The organism is Ralstonia soli (assembly GCF_023955655.1).
GTDB classification, from domain to species: Bacteria; Pseudomonadota; Gammaproteobacteria; order Burkholderiales; family Burkholderiaceae; genus Ralstonia; species Ralstonia soli.
On record NZ_JAMXHT010000006.1, the window covers coordinates 208,341 to 227,450 of the forward strand.

19 protein-coding genes are annotated in these 19,110 nt (G+C 65.1%); 10 read left to right on the top strand and 9 right to left on the bottom strand.

The genetic code is table 11. The features are described from left to right. The first annotated feature begins 359 nt into the window (after positions 1 to 359). Entirely contained in the window at positions 360 to 1,025 is a 666-nt protein-coding gene (locus NG900_RS16900) for a response regulator transcription factor (protein WP_252682521.1), read from the top strand. 48 nt (positions 1,026 to 1,073) lie between these two features. On the opposite strand, the gene NG900_RS16905 is transcribed toward NG900_RS16900, so the two are convergent. Further along, the gene (locus tag NG900_RS16905; RefSeq protein ID WP_252682522.1) at positions 1,074 to 2,906 is read right to left on the bottom strand and encodes an ATP-binding response regulator; all 1,833 of its coding nucleotides are present in this window, start codon (positions 2,904 to 2,906) and stop codon (positions 1,074 to 1,076) included. A 225-nt stretch (positions 2,907 to 3,131) separates the two neighbouring features. On the opposite strand from NG900_RS16905, the gene NG900_RS16910 reads away from it, so the two are divergent. From NG900_RS16910 to lspA, 3 genes are all read left to right on the top strand, one after another. Next, positions 3,132 to 4,130, top strand: a complete 999-nt coding sequence (locus tag NG900_RS16910) for a bifunctional riboflavin kinase/FAD synthetase (protein ID WP_252682523.1) — start codon at positions 3,132 to 3,134, stop codon at positions 4,128 to 4,130. A gap of 114 nt (positions 4,131 to 4,244) precedes the next feature. Further along, positions 4,245 to 7,124 (top strand): isoleucine--tRNA ligase, encoded by a 2,880-nt coding sequence (ileS, locus tag NG900_RS16915; protein ID WP_252682524.1) that lies wholly within the window; start codon positions 4,245 to 4,247, stop codon positions 7,122 to 7,124. After that, positions 7,124 to 7,651, top strand: coding sequence for a signal peptidase II (lspA, locus tag NG900_RS16920; RefSeq protein ID WP_252682525.1), 528 nt, complete (start codon positions 7,124 to 7,126; stop codon positions 7,649 to 7,651). The genes ileS and lspA overlap by 1 nt, the downstream gene beginning before the upstream one ends. Before the next feature lie 203 nt (positions 7,652 to 7,854). On the opposite strand, the gene NG900_RS16925 is transcribed toward lspA, so the two are convergent. Continuing rightward, positions 7,855 to 8,040: a hypothetical protein gene (locus NG900_RS16925; RefSeq protein WP_252682526.1), complete on the bottom strand. Its 186-nt coding sequence runs from the start codon at positions 8,038 to 8,040 to the stop codon at positions 7,855 to 7,857. A 92-nt stretch (positions 8,041 to 8,132) separates the two neighbouring features. On the opposite strand from NG900_RS16925, the gene coaBC reads away from it, so the two are divergent. The 3 genes from coaBC to dut are packed head-to-tail and all read left to right on the top strand — an operon-like array spanning position 8,133 to position 10,821. Further along, positions 8,133 to 9,338 carry a bifunctional phosphopantothenoylcysteine decarboxylase/phosphopantothenate--cysteine ligase CoaBC gene (gene coaBC, locus NG900_RS16930; protein ID WP_252682527.1) on the top strand — a complete coding sequence of 402 codons (1,206 nt, stop codon included), beginning with the start codon at positions 8,133 to 8,135 and terminating at the stop codon, positions 9,336 to 9,338. Beyond that, the gene (locus tag NG900_RS16935; RefSeq protein WP_252682528.1) at positions 9,335 to 10,378 is read left to right on the top strand and encodes an LLM class flavin-dependent oxidoreductase; all 1,044 of its coding nucleotides are present in this window, start codon (positions 9,335 to 9,337) and stop codon (positions 10,376 to 10,378) included. The genes coaBC and NG900_RS16935 overlap by 4 nt, the downstream gene beginning before the upstream one ends. Continuing rightward, entirely contained in the window at positions 10,375 to 10,821 is a 447-nt protein-coding gene (dut, locus tag NG900_RS16940; protein WP_252682529.1) for a dUTP diphosphatase, read from the top strand. Before NG900_RS16935 ends, dut begins: the two co-directional genes overlap by 4 nt. A gap of 69 nt (positions 10,822 to 10,890) precedes the next feature. On the opposite strand, the gene clpA is transcribed toward dut, so the two are convergent. Further along, positions 10,891 to 13,179, bottom strand: coding sequence for an ATP-dependent Clp protease ATP-binding subunit ClpA (clpA, locus tag NG900_RS16945; RefSeq protein ID WP_252682530.1), 2,289 nt, complete (start codon positions 13,177 to 13,179; stop codon positions 10,891 to 10,893). Continuing rightward, the gene (gene clpS / locus NG900_RS16950) at positions 13,176 to 13,502 is read right to left on the bottom strand and encodes an ATP-dependent Clp protease adapter ClpS (protein WP_003261876.1); all 327 of its coding nucleotides are present in this window, start codon (positions 13,500 to 13,502) and stop codon (positions 13,176 to 13,178) included. The genes clpA and clpS overlap by 4 nt, the downstream gene beginning before the upstream one ends. 576 nt (positions 13,503 to 14,078) lie before the next feature. Here clpS and NG900_RS16955 point away from each other — a divergent pair. From NG900_RS16955 to NG900_RS16965, 3 genes are all read left to right on the top strand, one after another. Next, a complete protein-coding gene (locus NG900_RS16955; protein WP_252682531.1) occupies positions 14,079 to 14,282 on the top strand; it encodes a cold-shock protein in 204 nt (67 codons plus the stop codon). Positions 14,283 to 14,467: 185 nt separating this feature from the next. After that, a complete protein-coding gene (locus tag NG900_RS16960; protein WP_252682532.1) occupies positions 14,468 to 14,923 on the top strand; it encodes a DUF2501 domain-containing protein in 456 nt (151 codons plus the stop codon). 71 nt (positions 14,924 to 14,994) lie between these two features. Continuing rightward, positions 14,995 to 15,615: a DUF4126 domain-containing protein gene (locus NG900_RS16965; RefSeq protein WP_252682533.1), complete on the top strand. Its 621-nt coding sequence runs from the start codon at positions 14,995 to 14,997 to the stop codon at positions 15,613 to 15,615. Positions 15,616 to 15,619: 4 nt separating this feature from the next. On the opposite strand, the gene NG900_RS16970 is transcribed toward NG900_RS16965, so the two are convergent. Genes NG900_RS16970 through cydP form a run of 5 tightly spaced genes read right to left on the bottom strand, consistent with a single transcriptional unit; the run spans position 15,620 to position 18,939 of the window. Then, positions 15,620 to 15,904 carry a cyd operon YbgE family protein gene (locus NG900_RS16970; protein ID WP_252682534.1) on the bottom strand — a complete coding sequence of 95 codons (285 nt, stop codon included), beginning with the start codon at positions 15,902 to 15,904 and terminating at the stop codon, positions 15,620 to 15,622. Continuing rightward, on the bottom strand, positions 15,901 to 16,032 hold the full coding sequence (cydX, locus tag NG900_RS16975) for a cytochrome bd-I oxidase subunit CydX (protein WP_252682535.1): 132 nt from the start codon (positions 16,030 to 16,032) through the stop codon (positions 15,901 to 15,903). The genes NG900_RS16970 and cydX overlap by 4 nt, the downstream gene beginning before the upstream one ends. 18 nt (positions 16,033 to 16,050) lie before the next feature. Beyond that, positions 16,051 to 17,193, bottom strand: coding sequence for a cytochrome d ubiquinol oxidase subunit II (gene cydB / locus NG900_RS16980; protein WP_252682536.1), 1,143 nt, complete (start codon positions 17,191 to 17,193; stop codon positions 16,051 to 16,053). 10 nt (positions 17,194 to 17,203) lie between these two features. Beyond that, the gene (locus NG900_RS16985) at positions 17,204 to 18,760 is read right to left on the bottom strand and encodes a cytochrome ubiquinol oxidase subunit I (RefSeq protein ID WP_252682537.1); all 1,557 of its coding nucleotides are present in this window, start codon (positions 18,758 to 18,760) and stop codon (positions 17,204 to 17,206) included. Beyond that, on the bottom strand, positions 18,757 to 18,939 hold the full coding sequence (cydP, locus tag NG900_RS16990) for a cytochrome oxidase putative small subunit CydP (protein ID WP_252682538.1): 183 nt from the start codon (positions 18,937 to 18,939) through the stop codon (positions 18,757 to 18,759). The genes NG900_RS16985 and cydP overlap by 4 nt, the downstream gene beginning before the upstream one ends. Positions 18,940 to 19,110: the final 171 nt, after the last annotated feature.

Consider the following 19,110-nt stretch of genomic DNA (forward strand, 5'->3'; position numbering starts at 1 on the left):
GGTACGGCAGCTGCGCGGCCAAGCCGGGGGCCCTTTTGCGACCTCCGTGGCATTTTGCCGACGCGCGTGAGCAAAAACCCTGCCGCGAGAGAGAAACGAAGGGGCAACCGTTGGCGTGCCTTGGCGCGCTCTGATAATCTCAGCGCCATAATTGTCCGCGCGCCCGGGGGGTCGGGTGTGCTGCCAGTGGTGACCCGGTGCGCATTTCGCCTTGGTCATCCTGCGCCGCAACATCGTGCGGGCGATAACCGTGACGGTCGGTCGGCACAGGGTCACGAGCCCAGCCAGACGGCCATCGCCCGCGCCGGGTCGACACGCGTACAACAACAAGAGGGCACTGCCCTCACCGGGGAATAAGAATGACGAGCTCGCTGCGTAGCCTGCTGGTGGTCGACGACCACCCTCTCGCCTTGTCCGGCACGACCACGTTTCTTGCACATGCATTGCCTGAAGTCCAGGTGCACGCGGCCATCGGCCGCCGCCAGGCGCTGGCACTGGTGGAAGAAGGCGTGCGCCCGGATGTCGTGCTGCTGGATGTGTGGCTCTCCGACTGCACCGGCTTCGATGCCATGCGCGAACTGCGCGGCCGGCTGCCGGAAGCCCGCTTTGCCTTCATGTCGGCCGAAAACACTCCGGAAATCGTCGCCAAGGCGCAGGCGCTCGGCGCCATCGGCTTCATCGGCAAGCACGCCGACGCGCATGCGTTCTCCAAGGCGGTGGCGGGCATCTTCGGCGGGGATTCGTCGTTCCCTTCGGAAGACGACATGGGCGGCACCAACGGCAAGGGCGGTGCATCGCACGGCATCCCCATCACGCCGGCCGAGCTGGGCCTGACGCCGCGTCAGGGCTCGGTGCTGGCGCTGCTGCTCGAGGGCTTGCCGAACAAGTCCATCGCACGCCAACTGGGCCTGACGGAAAACACCGTCAAGGAACATGTCTCGGCGATTCTGCAGCGGCTGGGCGTGCGCACGCGCATCCAGATCATTTCGCGCATGGAGCGCTTCCGTCTGACGGGCGCAGCCTGATCTGGGCACTTCCGGCGCCGCGATCGACGGCGCCGCGTCACCCTTTCCTCAGTAAGCGACCTGCGGTTCAGCCGTACGGCCGCGCAGCCAGCGCTTGAGCAACACGCGCAGCATGTTCGGATCCATCGGCTTGGCCAGCAGCAGGTAGCCGGCCTCCTCGGCACGCGCCAGGGCGGCGGAGTTGCGATCGCCGGTCAGCAGCACGGCATGGGCATCGGGGTGACTGACCTGCCAACGTTCGAGCAGTTGCAGGCCGTCTTCCTCGCCGGGCAGGCGCAGGTCGCAGAAGATGATCTGCGGGCGGATTCCACGCGACAGCAGGTGCTCGGCCGCGCGGCCATCGGCGGCGCTGTGGACTTCCACACCCCACGCTTCCAGCAGCGCATGCCAGGCCTTGCGGATCTGCGGATCATCGTCCACCACTAGCACCACGCCCGAGAAGCGCGGCTGCTCCAGCACGGCACGCTTCTGCTCGGCGCGCGGTTGCGTGGCCAGCGGCGCGCGGACTTCGGCGGGCACCGGCCGCAGCGCCATCCAGAACATCGAGCCGCGCCCCGGCACCGAGCGCACGCCGAACGTGCCGCGCAGCAGACGCACGCATTCCTTGTAGATCGACAGGCCCAGGCCCAGGCCCTGGCTCGGGTCGCGCTCGGGGTTTTCGACCTGGTAGTACGTCGAGAAGATGTCTTTCTGGTGTTCCGGCGCGATGCCAATGCCGGTGTCCCACACCTCAATGCGCAGGTGCTTCTGCCGTACGCGCAGCGCCACCATCACGCCGCCGCGCTCGGTATAGCGCAGCGCGTTCTGCAGCAGGTTGAACAGCGCGCGCCGCAGCAGCACCGGCTCGGCCATGCCATACACCGGCAGCGGCGGAATGCGCTGGGCAAGCGTCAGCCCCTTGGCGCGCGCATCGGGCATGAACTGCTGGATCACCTCGGTGATGACCTCTCCCAGGTCCACTGGCTCCAGCGTCGGGGAGGTCTTACGGCTTTCCAGCTTGGACAGGTCGAGCAGCGAGCGGAACAGCAGATCGATGGTGGCCGCGCCCGAAGCCAGTTGCTCCACCAGCGGCGCCAGCGCTTCGGACTGGTTGCGCGCCCGCAGCGCCTCTACCAGCAGCACGATCGCATGCACCGGCTGGCGCAGGTCGTGGCTGGCCGCCGCCAGGAAACGCGATTTTTCCTCCGACGCCGACAGCGCTCGCTGCTTCTCATCCTGATACCGGCGCGCCAGCTGGCGGCTCTCGTTCTCCAGTTGGATTTCGCGCACCAGCGTGTTGTGGATGTTCACCGCGTGCCGCGTCAGCAGCGCCGCAAAGAACAGCAACACGCCGCGCAGGTACAGCCCGTGCCCCGGAAACGCCTGCTCGGCCAGCACGAAATGCGGCGCCAGGATGCCCGTCCCCAGGATCAGCAGGCTGGACGGCACCGGCGCCTGCGACAGCACCGCCGCCGCCGCCACGCCCATGATGACGATCATCAGGAGGCTGCTGAACTCCAGCGACGGCGACATCAGATACAACCCCGCCGAGCACCCCCACGCCACCCCGCCCACGGCCGACATGATGTGCATGCCCGTCCACCACTTGCGGGTGTGCGCGGCCAGCGTCATGCGGGTCAGGTCGTAGCGGTAGCCAAAATAGAACCGCAGGCCCGACGCTGTCAGGCACAGCATGATCAGGCACCAGCCCAGCAGCGCCGGGCGGTTAGGTGCATCCCAGAACGCAGCCACGGTCAGGGCCGGCAGCACGACCGAGGCAGCGATCCCCATGGGCGCCCCGCGATGCACGGCGGCAAGCAGTTTGGCTTTGGCGTCCAGTTCGAGCGGCGCACGGCTGGCCAGCCCGAATTTGGCGAAGAAAAGGCGCAACGTGGCGTTCAAGGGAAAGCGGGAAAAGACATCGGAGATCGGCGGATATCGGATTGTGCCGCAAGCCCGTCACAATCGGACACACCCTTCGGACGATTGTGCAACACGGTGGGGGCCGCGCTTGCACATGCGGGCGCTGGGACAATCCCTTATATAATGTGCGTTTTGCTGGATTTTGGCCGGCTGTCACGCCAATCCGGGTCCAAACCCCCCTTTCCTCGACCACCGACGCCTCTCGTGAAAGTCTTTCGCGGCCTGCCCAACGCCGAAAGTCGCGCCCCCTGTGCGCTGACCATCGGCAATTTCGACGGCGTGCACCGCGGCCACCAGTCTCTGCTGGCCCGTGCGCGGGCGGCCGCCGACGCACGCGGGCTGCCGCTCACGGTCATGACGTTCGAGCCGCATCCGCGCGAGTTCTTCATGCCGGATCGCGCCCCTACCCGCATCGCGCTGTTGCGCGACAAGCTGGAAAGCCTGCGCCGCCAGGGCGTGGACCGCGTGGTCGTGGAGCACTTCAACGCGCACTTCGCCGGGCAGACGCCCGACGAGTTCGTGCGCAACGTGCTGGTCGAAGGCCTGCACACACGCTGGCTGCTGGTGGGCGATGACTTCCGCTTCGGCGCCAAGCGCGCGGGCGACTTTACCTATCTGCAGGCCGCTGGTGCGCAATTCGGCTTTGAAGTCGAGCAGATGGGCTCGGTGTCGGAATCCGGCATCCGCATCTCCAGCTCGGCCGTGCGCGAGGCGCTTGGTGCCGGTGACCTGGAACACGCGCGCCGGCTGCTCGGCCACGGTTACGCCATCAGCGGGCATGTGGTGCACGGGCAGAAGCTCGGCCGCTCGCTGGGCTTCCCGACGCTGAACCTGCGCATCTCGCATCGCAAGCCGGCGGTGTCGGGCATCTTCGTCGTGCAGGTGCATGGGCTGGCCGAAAAGCCGCTGCCCGCCGTGGCCAGCATCGGCGTGCGCCCGACCGTGGACGACTCCGGCCGCGTGCTGCTGGAAGTGCATATCTTCGATTACCACGCCAGCGTCTACGGCAAGCTGGTCCGCGTCGAATTCATGAAGAAGCTGCGCGACGAGGCCCGCTTCGATTCGCTCGATGCGCTCAAAGACGCCATCGCGCAGGACTGCGTGGACGCGCGCAACTTCTTCGGTTTGCCGATTCCTCCGGCCGGCGAATCGCCCGCGCTGCGGCGAGACTTCGCCACCTCCGCGACCGACCGAATTCAGTAGGCGGCTGACGCACTCGCCGCCCGAAAGCCACGCCGCGCACGCGCCCTGCACTCGACTTCGTGAGTCAGTGCGCTGCATCGATCCGAATTGCCCGAATCTGCCTCACATCACATCATGTCCGATTCCAAGAAGCCCACGCCGGAGAAAAGCAAGTACCCGGTCAACCTGCTGGACACCCCCTTCCCCATGCGCGGCGACCTGCCCAAGCGCGAGCCGCAGTGGGTCAAGCAGTGGCAGGACAAGCAGCTCTACAAGAAGATCCGCGCCGCGCGCAAGGGCGCCAAGAAGTTCATCCTGCACGACGGCCCGCCGTATGCAAACGGTGATCTGCACATCGGCCACGCGGTCAACAAGATCCTCAAGGACATGGTGATCAAGGCGCGCGGCCTGACCGGGCTGGACGCCGTCTACGTGCCGGGCTGGGACTGCCACGGCATGCCGATCGAAATCCAGATCGAAAAGCAGTTTGGCAAGGGCCTGCCCGTCAAGGAAGTGCAAGAGAAGGCGCGCGCCTACGCCACCGGCCAGATCGCCCGCCAGAAGGCGGACTTCGAGCGTCTGGGCGTGCTGGGCGACTGGGCCGATCCGTACCTGACCATGAACTTCCGCAACGAAGCGGATGAGGTGCGCGCGCTGGGCAAGATCCTGGAAAAGGGCTACGTCTTCCGTGGCCTGAAGCCGGTGAACTGGTGCTTCGATTGCGGCTCGGCGCTGGCGGAAGCGGAAGTCGAATACGCAGACCGCACCGACCTGTCGATCGACGTCGGTTTCCCGTTTGCCGACATCGACGCACTGTCGAGCGCCTTCCACGTGGGCGCCGACGTGCTCAAGGCCAAGCCGGGCTGGATCGTGATCTGGACCACCACGCCGTGGACGATCCCCTCCAACCAGGCGCTGAACCTGCACCCGGAAATCGAATACGCGCTGGTCGACACGCCGCGCGGCCTGGTGATCGTCGCCAAGGAGCGCGTCGAGGCCTGCCTGCAAAGCTGGAAGCTCGAAGGCACCGTGCTTGCCACGTGCGAAGGCGCGGCGCTGTCTGGCGTGCGCTTCCACCACCCGCTGGCCAAGATGGACGCCGGCTACGACCGCACCTCGCCCGTCTACCTGGGCGACTACGTGACCATCGACACCGGTACCGGCATCGTGCACTCCGCGCCCGCGTATGGCGTGGAAGACTTCCAGTCGTGCAAGTCGCACGGCATGGTCGACGCCGACATCATCAACCCGGTGATGGGCAACGGCGTGTACGCGTCCACCCTGCCGCTGTTCGGCGGCCAACTGATCTGGGATGCCAATCCGAAGATCGTTGAAGTGCTGCGTGACTCCGGCAACCTGTTTGACGCGCACAAGCACCCGCACAGCTACATGCACTGCTGGCGCCACAAGACGCCGATCATCTACCGCGCCACGTCGCAGTGGTTTGCGGGGATGGACGTGCAGCCCAACGACGGCAACGCCACGCTGCGTGAAACGGCACTCGCCGGCATCGACGCCACCGCGTTCTACCCGTCGTGGGGCAAACAGCGCCTGCACAACATGATCGCCAACCGCCCGGACTGGACGCTCTCGCGCCAGCGCCAATGGGGCGTGCCGATGGCCTTCTTCGTGCACAAGGAAACCGGCGCGCTGCACCCGCGCACGCCTGAGCTGCTGGAGCAAGTCGCCCAGCGCATCGAGAAAGACGGCATCGAAGCGTGGCAGACGCTTGACCCGCGCGAGCTGCTCGGCGACGAGGCCGACATGTACGAGAAGAACCGCGACACGCTCGACGTGTGGTTCGACTCGGGCACGACGCACTGGCACGTCATCCGCGGCTCGCACGCGGCGGACCTGTATGACGCTTCGGCCGACCTGCCGGACGGTCGTTTGGCCGACCTGTACCTGGAAGGCTCGGACCAGCACCGCGGCTGGTTCCACTCGTCGCTGCTGACGGCCTCCATGCTGTATGGCAAGCCGCCGTACAAGGGCCTGCTCACGCACGGCTTCACGGTCGACGGCGAAGGCCGCAAGATGTCCAAGTCGATCGGCAACACGATCGCGCCGCAGGAAATCGCCAACAAGATGGGCGCCGAGATCATCCGCCTGTGGGTGGCCTCGACCGACTATTCGGGCGAACTCGCCATCTCGGACGAGATCCTCAAGCGTGTGGTGGAAGGCTATCGCCGCATCCGCAACACGCTGCGCTTCCTGCTCGCCAACCTGACCGACTACGACCACGCCAAGCACGCGCTGCCGACCGAGCAATGGCTCGAGATCGACCGCTATGCCGTGGCGCTGACGGACGCGCTGCAGAAGGAAGTCCTGTCGCACTACGACGTGTACGAATTCCACCCGGTGGTCGCCAAGCTGCAGACGTTCTGCTCGGAAGACCTGGGCGGCTTCTACCTCGACGTGCTGAAGGACCGCCTGTACACCACGGCGCCGGATTCCGTCGCACGCCGCTCGGCCCAGAACGCGCTGTACCACATCACCCAGTCGATGCTGCACTGGATGGCGCCGTTCCTGTCGTTCACGGCCGAAGAAGCGTGGCAGGTGTTCGCGCACGGTACGGAGCACACCGACACCATCTTCACCAGCACCTACTACGACGCCCCGGTGCCGCAAGGCGCCAGCGCCCTGCTGGAGAAGTGGGCCGCCATCCGCAACGTGCGCGGCGAAGTGACCAAGCAACTCGAAACGCTGCGCACGGACGGCAAAATCGGTTCGTCGCTGCAAGCGGAAGTGACCGTCGCGGCGGGTGACACCGTGTACGACGCACTGAACAGCCTGGGCGACGACCTGCGCTTCGTGCTGATCACGTCGGCTGCCAAGCTGGAGCGCGCGCCGGAAGGCGGCGACCTGCTGATCAGCGTGGTGCCGTCAACGCATGCCAAGTGCGAGCGCTGCTGGCACTACCGCGCCGACGTCGGCCACGACCACGCCCACCCGACCCTCTGCAAGCGCTGCACCGACAACCTGTTCGGCGCCGGTGAACAACGGAGCGCTGCCTGATGGCCACGCGTAGCAACGGCAAGAGCAAGTCGGTCGGGTTGAAGAAAAGCGGTAGCGGCGGTCATGGCCTGGGCCCGTGGCTGGGCCTGGCCGTCATCTGGATCCTCCTGGACCAGCTGACCAAGGTCGCCATCCTCAAGACCTTCACGTATGGGCAGTCGCGCCCCATCACCGGGTTCTTCAACCTGGTGCTTGCGTACAACAAGGGCGCGGCGTTCTCGTTCCTGGCGGCGGCGGGCGGCTGGCAGCGCTGGTTCTTCACGGGACTGGGCATCACGGCGGCGCTGTTCATCGTGTGGCTGCTCAAGCGGCACAGCGGGCAGAAGATGTTCTGCTTTGCGCTGGCGCTGATTCTGGGCGGGGCGCTGGGCAACGTGATTGACCGCGTGATCTACGGCCACGTGGTGGACTTTCTCGACTTCTACCTGCGCAACTACCACTGGCCCGCGTTCAATGTGGCGGACTGCGGTATCACGATCGGTGCGGTGCTGCTGATCGTGGATGAGCTGCGGCGCGTGCGGCGCTGACCCCGCCTGCCGCGTTCTGCTCTCGACAAACCCTCGCCCACCGCGAGGGTTTTGTTTTTCTTGCACGGCGATCGGCCGACTCCGGCCCGCACGCCACGCTCAAAGCGCCGACGTTGGACCTCTGACCTCCATTGCTGGACCTCTGAGCGCCATCGTCGGGGCTCTGAACCGCATCAATGGACCTCCAAGCCCCATGCGCGCACCTAAAAGGGGCATCTCTGGACCTTCGAAGCTCCAGCGTTGATGCTTTTTTCAGCACCGATGAGGCTCAGCGCTCCGTCGCTGCTGCTTTTTTCATCAACGATGAGGCGCAGGAGGTCCGGCGATGCTGCTTTTTGCATCAACGTCGGCGCTTTGAGCCCCGCCATCGGCCATTTGCACGTCGCCATCGGGGCTATGCGCCGCATCCGAACGTGCCGGAGGCCAAGCCGGTATCATCGCCACACTCCACGCATCAATCGCATTCCCCCAGCGGACACTTATGGAACTGCAAGGCAAACATTTCGTGCTCGGCCTGACCGGCGGCATCGCGTGCTACAAGTCGGCCGAACTGGTGCGGCTGCTCACCAAGGCCGGCGCCACCGTGCAGGTGGTGATGACCGACGCCGCCACGCACTTCATCACGCCGGTGACGATGCAGGCGCTTTCCGGCCGCCCGGTCTTCACGTCGGAATGGGACAACCGCATCGGCAACAACATGGCGCACATCGACCTCTCGCGCGAGGCGGACGCCATCGTCATCGCCCCCGCGTCGACGGACTTTCTCGCCAAGCTCGCGCACGGCATGGCCGATGACCTGCTCTCCACGCTGTGCATCGCGCGCGACTGCCCGCTGCTCGTGGCCCCCGCCATGAACCGGCAGATGTGGGCCGCCGCGCCCACGCAGCGCAACGTCGCCCAGCTGCGCGCCGATGACGTCACCCTGCTCGGCCCCGATGCCGGCGACCAGGCCTGCGGCGAAGTCGGCGACGGCCGCATGCTGGAGCCGGAAGACATCGTCGAGCGGCTCATTGGCTTCTTCCACCCCAAGCTGCTGCGCGGGCACCGCGTGCTGCTGACGGCCGGTCCGACGTTCGAGCCGATCGACCCGGTGCGCGGCATCACGAATCTGTCCAGCGGCAAGATGGGCTTTGCGCTCGCACGCGCCGCGTCGCAGGCCGGTGCCGAGGTCACGCTGGTGGCGGGGCCGTGTCACCAGGACACGCCCGCGGGCGTGCTACGCATCGACGTGCAGACCGCCCAGCAGATGCACGACGCCGTCATGCGCGAGCTGGATAGCACCAAGAACGACATCTTCATCGCCGTGGCCGCCGTGGCCGACTGGCGTGTCGCGCAGGCGGCCGATCAGAAGCTCAAGAAGCAGAACGACACCGACGTGCCCACGCTCACGTTCACGCAGAACCCGGACATCCTCGCCGCCGTCGCACGCCGGTCGAATGCGCCGTTCTGCGTCGGCTTTGCGGCCGAAACCGAGCGCCTGGAGGAATTCGGCGAGGCCAAGCGCCAGAAGAAAGGGATTCCGCTGCTGGTCGGCAACCTCGGCCACCAGACCTTCGGCCGTGATGACAACGAAGTCGCGCTGTTCGATGAGCGCGGCATCACCCGCCTGCCGCGCGCGGACAAGCTGACGCTGGCGCGCCAGATCGTCGCCGCGATCGCGGACCGTGTGCATGGGGCAAAGCCATGAGCACACCGATCCGCCTGTCCGTCCTCGACCAGAGCCCGGTCATCTACGGCCACAGCGCGCGCGATGCGATTGCCGCGACGGTCGACCTGGCACAACTCGCCGATTCGCTCGGCTACACGCGCTACTGGTGCGCCGAGCACCACGGCCTGCGCGGCGTCAGCAACCCCGCACCGGAAGTGATGATCGCCCGCGTTGCGAGCGCAACGAAACACCTGCGCGTGGGCTCCGGCGGCGTGATGCTGCCCTACTACAGCCCGTTCAAGCTGGCCGAGCAGTTCCGGTTGCTGGAAGCGCTGTTCCCGAACCGCATCGACCTGGGCGTCGGCCGCGCACCCGGCGGCGACATGCGCACCGCGGCTGCCGTCGCCATGGGCGACTACAACCGCGGCGACATCTTCCCGCAGCAGGTGCAGGAACTGATCTGGCACCTGACGGGCACGCTGCCGCCAGACCACCCCGCCTACGGCGTGCTGCTGCAACCTGAGATCGACACCAAGCCTGAGCTGTGGATGCTCGGCTCCAGCGATTTCGGCGGCGCGCTGGCGGCGCGCCTGGGCATCCGCTTTGCCTTCGCCCACTTCATCAACCCGCATGTCGGCCACATCGTCGCGCAGCAGTACCGCACCGATTTCGAACCCGGCTACGATGCGCGGCCGTACAGCGCCGCGGCCATCTTCGTGATCGCTGCCGATACGGAAGCCGAAGCGCGCCGCTACGAAGCCGCCGTCGATTTGCGCCGCGTGCAGATGGCGCTGGGCGCCAACGGCCCGATCCCGACCGTCGAGCAAGGCGAAGCGCACGTCTACACGGAGCGCGATCAGGCCATCGTCATGCGCGAACGGCCGCGCAGCATCATCGGCACGCCCGAATCCATCACCGAGCAAATGCTGGCGCTCAAGGACCGCTTCGTCGCCGATGAGTTGATCGTGCTCACCGTAGCGCCGAGCTACAAAGCCCGCCTGCGCTCGTACGAGCTGCTGGCCGAGGCGTTTGCGCTACCATCCCCGGCTTCCGCCACCTCTTCTGCCCTATCCGCATGAAACTCGACGTCAAGATCCTCGACGCCCGTCTGCACGAACAGCTCCCGCAGTACGCCACCACCGGCAGCGCCGGGCTGGACCTGCGCGCCTGCATCGACGCCCCGCTCACCATCGAGCCCGGCACCACGCACCTCGTGCCGACTGGCATGGCCATCCACCTCGCTGATCCTGGTTATGCGGCGCTGATCCTGCCGCGCTCGGGCATGGGCCACAAGCACGGCATCGTGCTCGGCAATCTGGTCGGCCTGATCGATTCGGATTACCAGGGCCAGCTCATGGTCAGCACGTGGAACCGTGGCAGCACGGCGTTCGTGCTGAACCCGATGGAGCGCCTCGCACAACTGGTGATCGTGCCCGTCGCGCAGGCCGAACTGAACATCGTCGAGGACTTTGCCGAGAGCGAGCGCGGTGCCGGTGGCTTTGGCAGCACCGGGCGCCACTAAGCGCATCGTCCGCGCATAAAAAAACGGCCTGGAGTTTCCAGGCCGTTTTTCTTTGGAGCGACGAACTCGTCAGGCTTCCGCTTCTTCCTGCGCGGGTGCCGGCGGCGCCTCGTTCTCGGAGAACTCCAGCTTCACCGCATCGGCATCGTCCAGATCCACGACCACCTTGCCGCCGTTGGTCAGCTTGCCGAACAGCAGCTCGTCGGCCAGCGCCTTGCGGATCATGTCCTGGATCAGGCGCTGCATCGGGCGTGCGCCCATCAGCGGGTCGAAGCCCTTCTTCGCCAGGAAGCGACGCAGCTTCTCGGTGAAAATGGCGTCCACCTTCTTCTCGTGCAGTTGCTCTTCCAGCTGCATGAGGAACTTGTCGACCACGCGCAGGATGATCTCCTCGTCCAGCGAGCGGAAGCTGATGGTGGCATCCAGACGGTTGCGGAACTCTGGCGTGAACATGCGCTTGATGTCGGCCATCTCGTCGCCCTGTTCGCGCGCCGTGGTGAAGCCGATGGTCGCCTTGTTCATCGTCTCGGCGCCCGCGTTGGTCGTCATGATGATGATGACGTTGCGGAAGTCCGCCTTGCGGCCGTTGTTATCGGTCAGCGCGCCGTGGTCCATCACCTGCAGCAGGATGTTGAAGATGTCCGGGTGCGCTTTTTCGATCTCATCCAGCAGCAGCACGCAGTGCGGCTTCTTGGTCACGGCTTCCGTCAGCAGACCGCCCTGGTCGAAGCCCACGTAGCCCGGAGGCGCGCCGATCAGCCGGCTCACCGCGTGGCGCTCCATGTACTCCGACATGTCGAAGCGGATCAGCTCGATACCGAGGATGAACGCCAACTGCTTGGCGACTTCCGTCTTGCCGACACCCGTCGGGCCGCTGAACAGGAACGAGCCGATCGGCTTGTCCGTCTTGCCCAGCCCCGCGCGCGACATCTTGATGGCGGCAGCCAGCGCGTCGATGGCCGGGTCCTGCCCGAACACGACCGACTTCAGGTCACGCTCCAGCGTCTGCAGCTTGCTGCGGTCGTCCTGCGACACGCTTTGCGGCGGGACGCGCGCGATGCGCGACACGATGTCTTCGATCTCGCCCTTGCCGATGGTCTTCTTCTGCTTCGACTTCGGCAGGATGCGCTGCGCCGCACCGGCTTCGTCGATCACGTCGATCGCCTTGTCCGGCAGGTGGCGGTCGGTGATGAAGCGTGCCGACAACTCAGCCGCCGCGGTAAGCGCCGACGATGCGTACTTCACACCGTGGTGCTCTTCGAAGCGCGACTTCAGCCCACGCAGGATCTGCACGGTCTGGTCAACGGTCGGCTCCACCACGTCGATCTTCTGGAAGCGGCGGGACAGCGCTGCGTCCTTCTCGAAGATGCCGCGATATTCCGTGAACGTGGTCGCACCGATGCACTTGAGCGCACCCGACGACAGCGCCGGCTTGAGCAGGTTGCTCGCGTCCAGCGTACCGCCCGAAGCGGCGCCAGCGCCGATCAGCGTGTGGATTTCATCAATGAACAGGATCGCGTTCGGGTTGTCCTTGAGCGACTTCAGCACGCCTTTCAGGCGTTGCTCGAAATCACCGCGGTACTTGGTGCCGGCCAGCAGCGCGCCCATGTCGAGCGAGTAGACCGTCGCCTTGGACAGGATGTCCGGCACCTCGCCCTTGGTCACGCGCCACGCCAAGCCCTCGGCGATGGCCGTCTTGCCAACGCCAGCCTCGCCCACCAGCAGCGGGTTGTTCTTGCGGCGGCGGCACAGCACCTGCACCACGCGCTCGACTTCCTGCTCACGGCCGATCAGCGGATCGATCTTGCCGGCCTTGGCCAACGCATTGAGGTTCTGGGTGAACTGCTCGAGCGGACTTTCCTTGCCGTCGCCGCCTTCGCCTTCGGGGTTGCCTTCACCTTGCTTGGCGGGTTCGGCCTGGTCCTTGCGGATGCCGTGGCTGATGAAATTGACCACGTCCAGCCGGGTCACGCCCTGTTGCTGGAGGTAGTACACCGCGTGCGAGTCCTTCTCGCCGAAGATGGCGACCAGCACGTTCGCACCGGTCACCTCCTTCTTGCCGTTGGAGGTGGACTGCACGTGCATGATGGCGCGCTGAATCACACGCTGGAAACCCAGCGTGGGTTGCGTGTCCACCTCGTCCGTGCCGGGCACCACGGGGGTGTTGTCGGCGATGAAGTTCTTCAGGTGCGTGCGGAGGTCTTCGATATTGGCGGCGCAGGCGCGCAGCACTTCGGCCGCCGTCGGGTTGTCCAGCAGCGCAAGCAGCAGATGCTCCACCGTAATGAATTCGTGGCGGGCCTGGCGTGCTTCCACAAACGCCATGTGCAGGCTGACTTCCAGTTCTTGCGCGATCATGCTTCCTCCATCACGCACTGCAGGGGATGCCCCGCCTGCCGTGCATGGGTTGACACTAACTCCACTTTCGTCGCGGCGATATCCCGTGTGTAGATACCGCACACGCCCTTACCTTCCCGATGCACAGTCAGCATGATCTGTGTGGCGGTCTCCCGGTCTTTGCTGAAATATTGCTGAAGAATCATCACGACGAATTCCATCGGGGTGTAGTCGTCGTTGAGCAGCAGCACCTTGTACATCGCGGGCGGTTTGAGCGCTTGCTCTTTCCGCTCCAGGACGGTGCCTGCGTCATGTTGTGGAGTGGTCGCTTGCCGGATTGCCATGGTCTTATTCTAACCACTCCTTTCGACTTAGCAATTTGGGGAAATAACGCCGACTTCAAGGTCTGCAAACGGTTTGGTCCGAACGGCGTGCGTCCGTCGGCCCTCGGGAGCGCGCTGCTTTGCCGCCCCCGCCTTGGCAAAGAAGAGCGCAAGCTCCGCGCCTGCCCCGCCAATCGTTTTCATCAGGTGGGGCCGATTGATTGGATTTCGAGCAAAACCTCTTCAAAAACTGACCGTTTTTTGCCACAAACCCATCTTCGGCGGTCTTGACAGTCTGTTGCATTCCTCGAACAATCGAATTCAACATGTGCGTTCGGCTGCCCCGCAAATCGTTGGCAGCAAGCGCCATGATTGGTGAGCCCGGGAGGCCTCACACCAGTCGACAACAGATCGACAACCGCTTCAGGCTGTGGCACCTGCCACAAGAAGACCGATCGCTTGCGGCGCGGTTCCACCCGCGCCTTTCGTCGTGCCCCAAGGCCCGACGATCGGGCGATGACTGCGCGGTACCGCTCTGCATTGCCCCGACAGGCATGCCCTCCCGGCTCAGACTTGTGTATTCACGGAGGGGTTTTCATGGCAATCGGTACGGTCAAATGGTTTAACGACGCCAAGGGTTTCGGTTTCATCTCGCCGGATGAAGGTGGCGAAGAGTTGTTCGCGCATTTCTCGGCGATCCAGATGAGCGGCTTCAAGACGCTCAAGGAAGGCCAGCGTGTGCAGTTCGAGGTGACGCAAGGCCCGAAGGGCAAGCAGGCCACGAACATCCAGGCTGCCTGATTGGCGTCATGTGGCGCCTTGCGGGTTCAGCAAGGCACCCAAATGCAAAAAACCCGGTGGAATGCCGGGTTTTTTGTTGCCCGGGCGGCAGACAATGGGATATCTCACTGCGCGCAACACGTCATTTCGGCGGACTGCGCACTACGGTGTGGATGATTCCCGCTGTCTTTCCAAGGAGCCCCCGCATGAAACACCACCTGACCCGCACCACCGCCACGGCAACGCTGCTGATTGCCGCGTTGCTTCCCGCAGGCGCCCACGCCCAGTTGGGGGATCTGCTCAAGGGCGCGGCGCAAGGCAACGGCCAAGGCGCCACAGGCGGCCTGGGCAACATCGGGAATCTGGGCGGCATGTCGTCGCTCGGGTCGTTGAGCTCGGGCAGCACCGGCAATGTGGCCGGGGTGCTGGAGTTCTGCATGAAGAACAACTACCTGGGCGGCGCCACGGATGCGGCGTCGGTCAAAGACAAGCTGCTCGGCAAACTGGGCGGCGCACCGACGTCGGACCCCAGTTACACCAGCGGCACAAAAGGCATCCTGACTGGCTCCGATGGCAACCAGTTCGACCTGAGCCGCATCAAGTCGCAGATCACGCAGCAGGCTTGCGACAAGATCCTGTCGCAGGGCAAGTCGCTGCTTTAAGCCGCCGCCCAGGCGAGCGCGCACTACACTGAAAGTTCGCCAAGCTGCTCGTCAGACTCCGAAGGAGCCCCATGCTGGAAACCGCCGCGCTGGCCGCCGGGTTGTCCTGGACCAGTGGATTCCGTCTCTACCTGGCCGTGTTTGCTGCCGGCGTGCTGGGCCGCGCCGGCTGGCTGCATCTGCCCCCAGGTTTGCAGATGCTGGAATCGTGGTGGGTGATCGGCTTGGCCGGTGTGCTGGCCGTGGCAGAGTTCCTGGCCGACAAGATTCCCGGCTTCGATTCGGTGTGGGATGGCATCCAGACTTTTATCCGTGTCCCCGCGGGCGCGATTCTGGCGGCGGCTGCATTCGGGCAACTCGATCCGCAATGGGTGGTCGCGGCCGGCCTCGTCGGCGGTACGCTGGCCGGAACCGCACATGCCACGAAGGCCGGTACGCGGGCGCTGATCAACACGTCGCCGGAGCCGTTCTCGAACTGGGCGGCGTCGTTCAGCGAAGACGTGGCGGCCAGCGGCGGCCTGCTGATGGCGTTTTTCTTGCCGATCGCGTTTTTGGTGATGCTGGCGCTGCTGCTGTTGGTGTCGGTGTGGCTGCTGCCTAAGCTATGGCGCGGCGTGCGACGCCTGCGCGATGCGTTGCGCGGGCGCGCACCGGAACCGCCGCCCGCAGGCACGACGCGATTGCCGCGCTAGTGCATCATCCGAACGCGCGCAGGAGCCCGAACAGCACCAAGGCCAGTGCGCACGCTGCTCCGGAAAACAACACGCGCCACAGCTTGTGGCGCGGAATGAACCCCACGCCGCGCACCAGCCCCGCGCTCATCGCCCAGAACAGCAACATGGCGAGGCCGTGATCGGCTTGGCCGTCGCGATTGGCGGCGATATACGGATAGACCGTCCCCACCGCCATGACGAGCAACCCGGCAGCCAAGCTGGGCAGATGCATGCGCGGCTTGGTGGCGTCCGCCTCTGCCGGGCTCATTCGCGGTCCCGGCCGCCCGCGTTGTCTGCCTCGGTGGCGCGGGCGTCGCTCACCTCACCCCACATCGCGTTGAGGACGGCCAGCAGTACGGCAAACCCGACGCCCAGGATCCAGCTGAAATACCACATGTCTTCGCCCTCCCGAGGCTAGTAGGCCGAGTGCTCGTTGGCCCGGATGTGTTCGACCGTCACCTTGCCGCGCATCACGCGATAGCACCAGCTCGTATAGAGAACGATGATGGGCGTGAAGATGATCGCGGCCCAGAACATCAGGCCAAGCGTGAAATGGCTCGAGACGCTGTCCCACACCGTCAGGCTGGCGGCCGGCATGCTGGACGACGGCAGCACAAATGGGAACATCGACGCTGCTGCGGTCGTGATGATGCCCGCCAGCCCCAGCGATGACAGCACGAACGCGAGCAGCGTCCGTCCTGCCCGCGACAGCACCACCGCCAATAGCGGCCCAAGCACGCCCAGCACCGGCAGCGCCCACAGCAACGGCTGCGTCTGATAGTTGCGCCACCACGCATCCGCAGCGCGCGCGACCGTCTTGGCCATCGGGTTGGACAGGCCGGCCGGGTCGATGGCCGAGGTGATGACGTAGCCTTCGATGCTGCCCGCGTGCAGCCAGGCACCGGCCGCGATGAACGCCAGCACGGCAACGATCGCTGCGCCGGTCGCGGCGCGCTTGGCGCGCTGCTGGATCACGCCTTCGGTGCGGTGGGCGAGGTAGATGCCGCCGTGCATGGTGATCATCGCGCTCGACACCACGCCCGTCAGGATCGCAAACGGGTTCAGCAACTGCCAGAACGTGCCGGTGTACGTCACCACCATGAAGTTGTCGAAGTGGAACGGCACGCCCTGCAGCAGGTTGCCGAACGCCACGCCAAAGATGAGCGGTGGCACCGCGCCCCCGATGAAGAGACCCACGTCCCACGCTTTACGCCACGTGGTGTTGTGGATCTTGCTGCGGTAATCAAACCCGACGGGCCGGAAGAACAGCGCCCACAGCACCGCCAGCATCGCCCAGTAGAACCCGCTGAACGCGGTGGCATACACCAGCGGCCACGCCGCAAAGATCGCCCCGCCGCCGGTGATGAACCAGACCTGGTTGCCATCCCAGTGCGGGCCGATGGTGTTGATCACGACACGGCGCTCATCGTCGGTCTTGCCGACAAAGGGCAGCAGCGTGCCGACGCCCATGTCGTGGCCGTCCATGATGGCAAAGCCGATCAGCAGCACGCCAATCAGCACCCACCAGATCACCTTGAGGGTTGGGTAGTCGAACATGGTGTTCTCCTCAAGCGTGTTTGGCTTCGAACTGGTAGCGACCGGTGCCCAGGCTGCCCGGGCCCTGACGCGCGAACTTGATCATCAGGTACATCTCGACGATCAGCAGCAGCGTGTAGAAACCGACGAAGCCGGCCAGCGAGCCATACAGGCTGGCTTCGCTCAGGGTCGACACACTCAGGTGCGTGGGCAACACGCCGTAGATCGTCCACGGCTGGCGGCCGTATTCCGCCACCACCCAGCCGAGTTCTGCGGCAATCCACGGTGCAGGCAGCATCCACAACGCCCAGCGCAGCAGCCATGCCGGCGCCTTGCGCTGCGGGCGCAGCGTGCTCCAGAACGACAGCGCAAACAGCGCCAGCATCAGGAAGCCCAGGCCCACCATGACGCGGAAGCCCCAGAACATCGGCCACACGCGCGGTACCGTGTCATCCACGGCCTTGTCGATCATCTCGGGCGTGGCCTGGCGAACGTCGGCCACGTACTTCTTGAGCAGCAGCCCGAAACCCAGGTCGCTCTGATGGACCTGCAGTGTCTGGTGAGCGGCAGCATCGTCGGGATTCTTGCGCAGCGTCTCCAGCGCGGCCACGGCTTCGATGCCGCTCATGATGCGGCCACGGTTGCGCAGCTTGATCTCGTGGATGCCCGGAATCGGCTTGGACACCGAGCGCGTGCCGATCAGCCCCATCACCCACGGAATCTCCACCGCCCAATTGTTCTTCTGCTCGCGCTGATTGATGGAGGCAATCACGTTGAAGCTGGCCGGCGGGGGTTCGGTCTCCCACATGGCTTCGATGGCGGCCATCTTGGTTTGCTGCGCTTCGCCCACGGTGTAGCCGGATTCATCGCCCAGCACGATCACCGAGCACACGCTGGCCAGGCCAAACGCCGCCGCCACGCGAAAGCTGCGCCGCGCGAATTCCACATCGCGCCCGCGCAGCAGGTACCAGCTCGAGATCGACAGCACGAACATCGCGCCCGTCACGTAGCCCGCCGACACGGTATGCACGAACTTGGCCTGTGCCACCGGGTTGAACACCACCGCCCAGAAATCCGACATCTCCATGCGCATGGTCTGCCAGTTGAACTCGGCGCCCACGGGGTTCTGCATCCAGCCGTTGGCAATGAGGATCCACAGCGCAGACAGGTTGGTGCCCACCGCCATGAGTGTGGTCACCAGCAAGTGCTGCGTCCTGGAGAGCCGATCCCACCCGAAGAAGAACAGGCCGATGAAGGTGGATTCCAGGAAGAACGCCATCAACCCTTCAATGGCCAGCGGCGCCCCGAAGATGTCGCCCACGTAGTGCGAGTAGTACGCCCAGTTGGTACCGAACTGGAATTCGAGCGTGATGCCCGTCGTCACGCCCAGGGCAAAGTTGATGCCGAACAGCTTGCCCCAGAAGCGCGTCATGTCTTTCCAGATGACCTTGCCGGTCATGACATAGACGCTTTCCATGATGACCAGCAGCCACACCATGCCTAGCGTGAGCGGCACGAACAGGAAGTGGTACAACGCCGTGGCCGCAAATTGCAGCCGCGAAAGATCGACCAGGTGCTCGGATATCACAGATGCCCTCCCTGCGCTGTTACTGACGGTGGTATGCCCAGACGATCCGCAGCCCGCTCGGCATCGACCGGCACCCGCGCATCACGCACGAACACCCACCACAGCGCGCCCAGCACCGCCACCTTGATGGTGACGACGATGAGCAGATGGCGGACGAGTCGGCGGTCGTTGGGGCTCACGGATCGGCGCTTGAGAGTGCGGACAGAAAGTCACATATGCGCCAGTTTAGTTACCGCTGTGACGAGTGACAAACGTTTTTGCCGCATGTGCGACGATCGATCGCAATAAAAAACCCCGGTCAGCCGAAGCTGCCGGGGTTCGATGCGCCGCGGCCGAAGCCGCAAAGCACG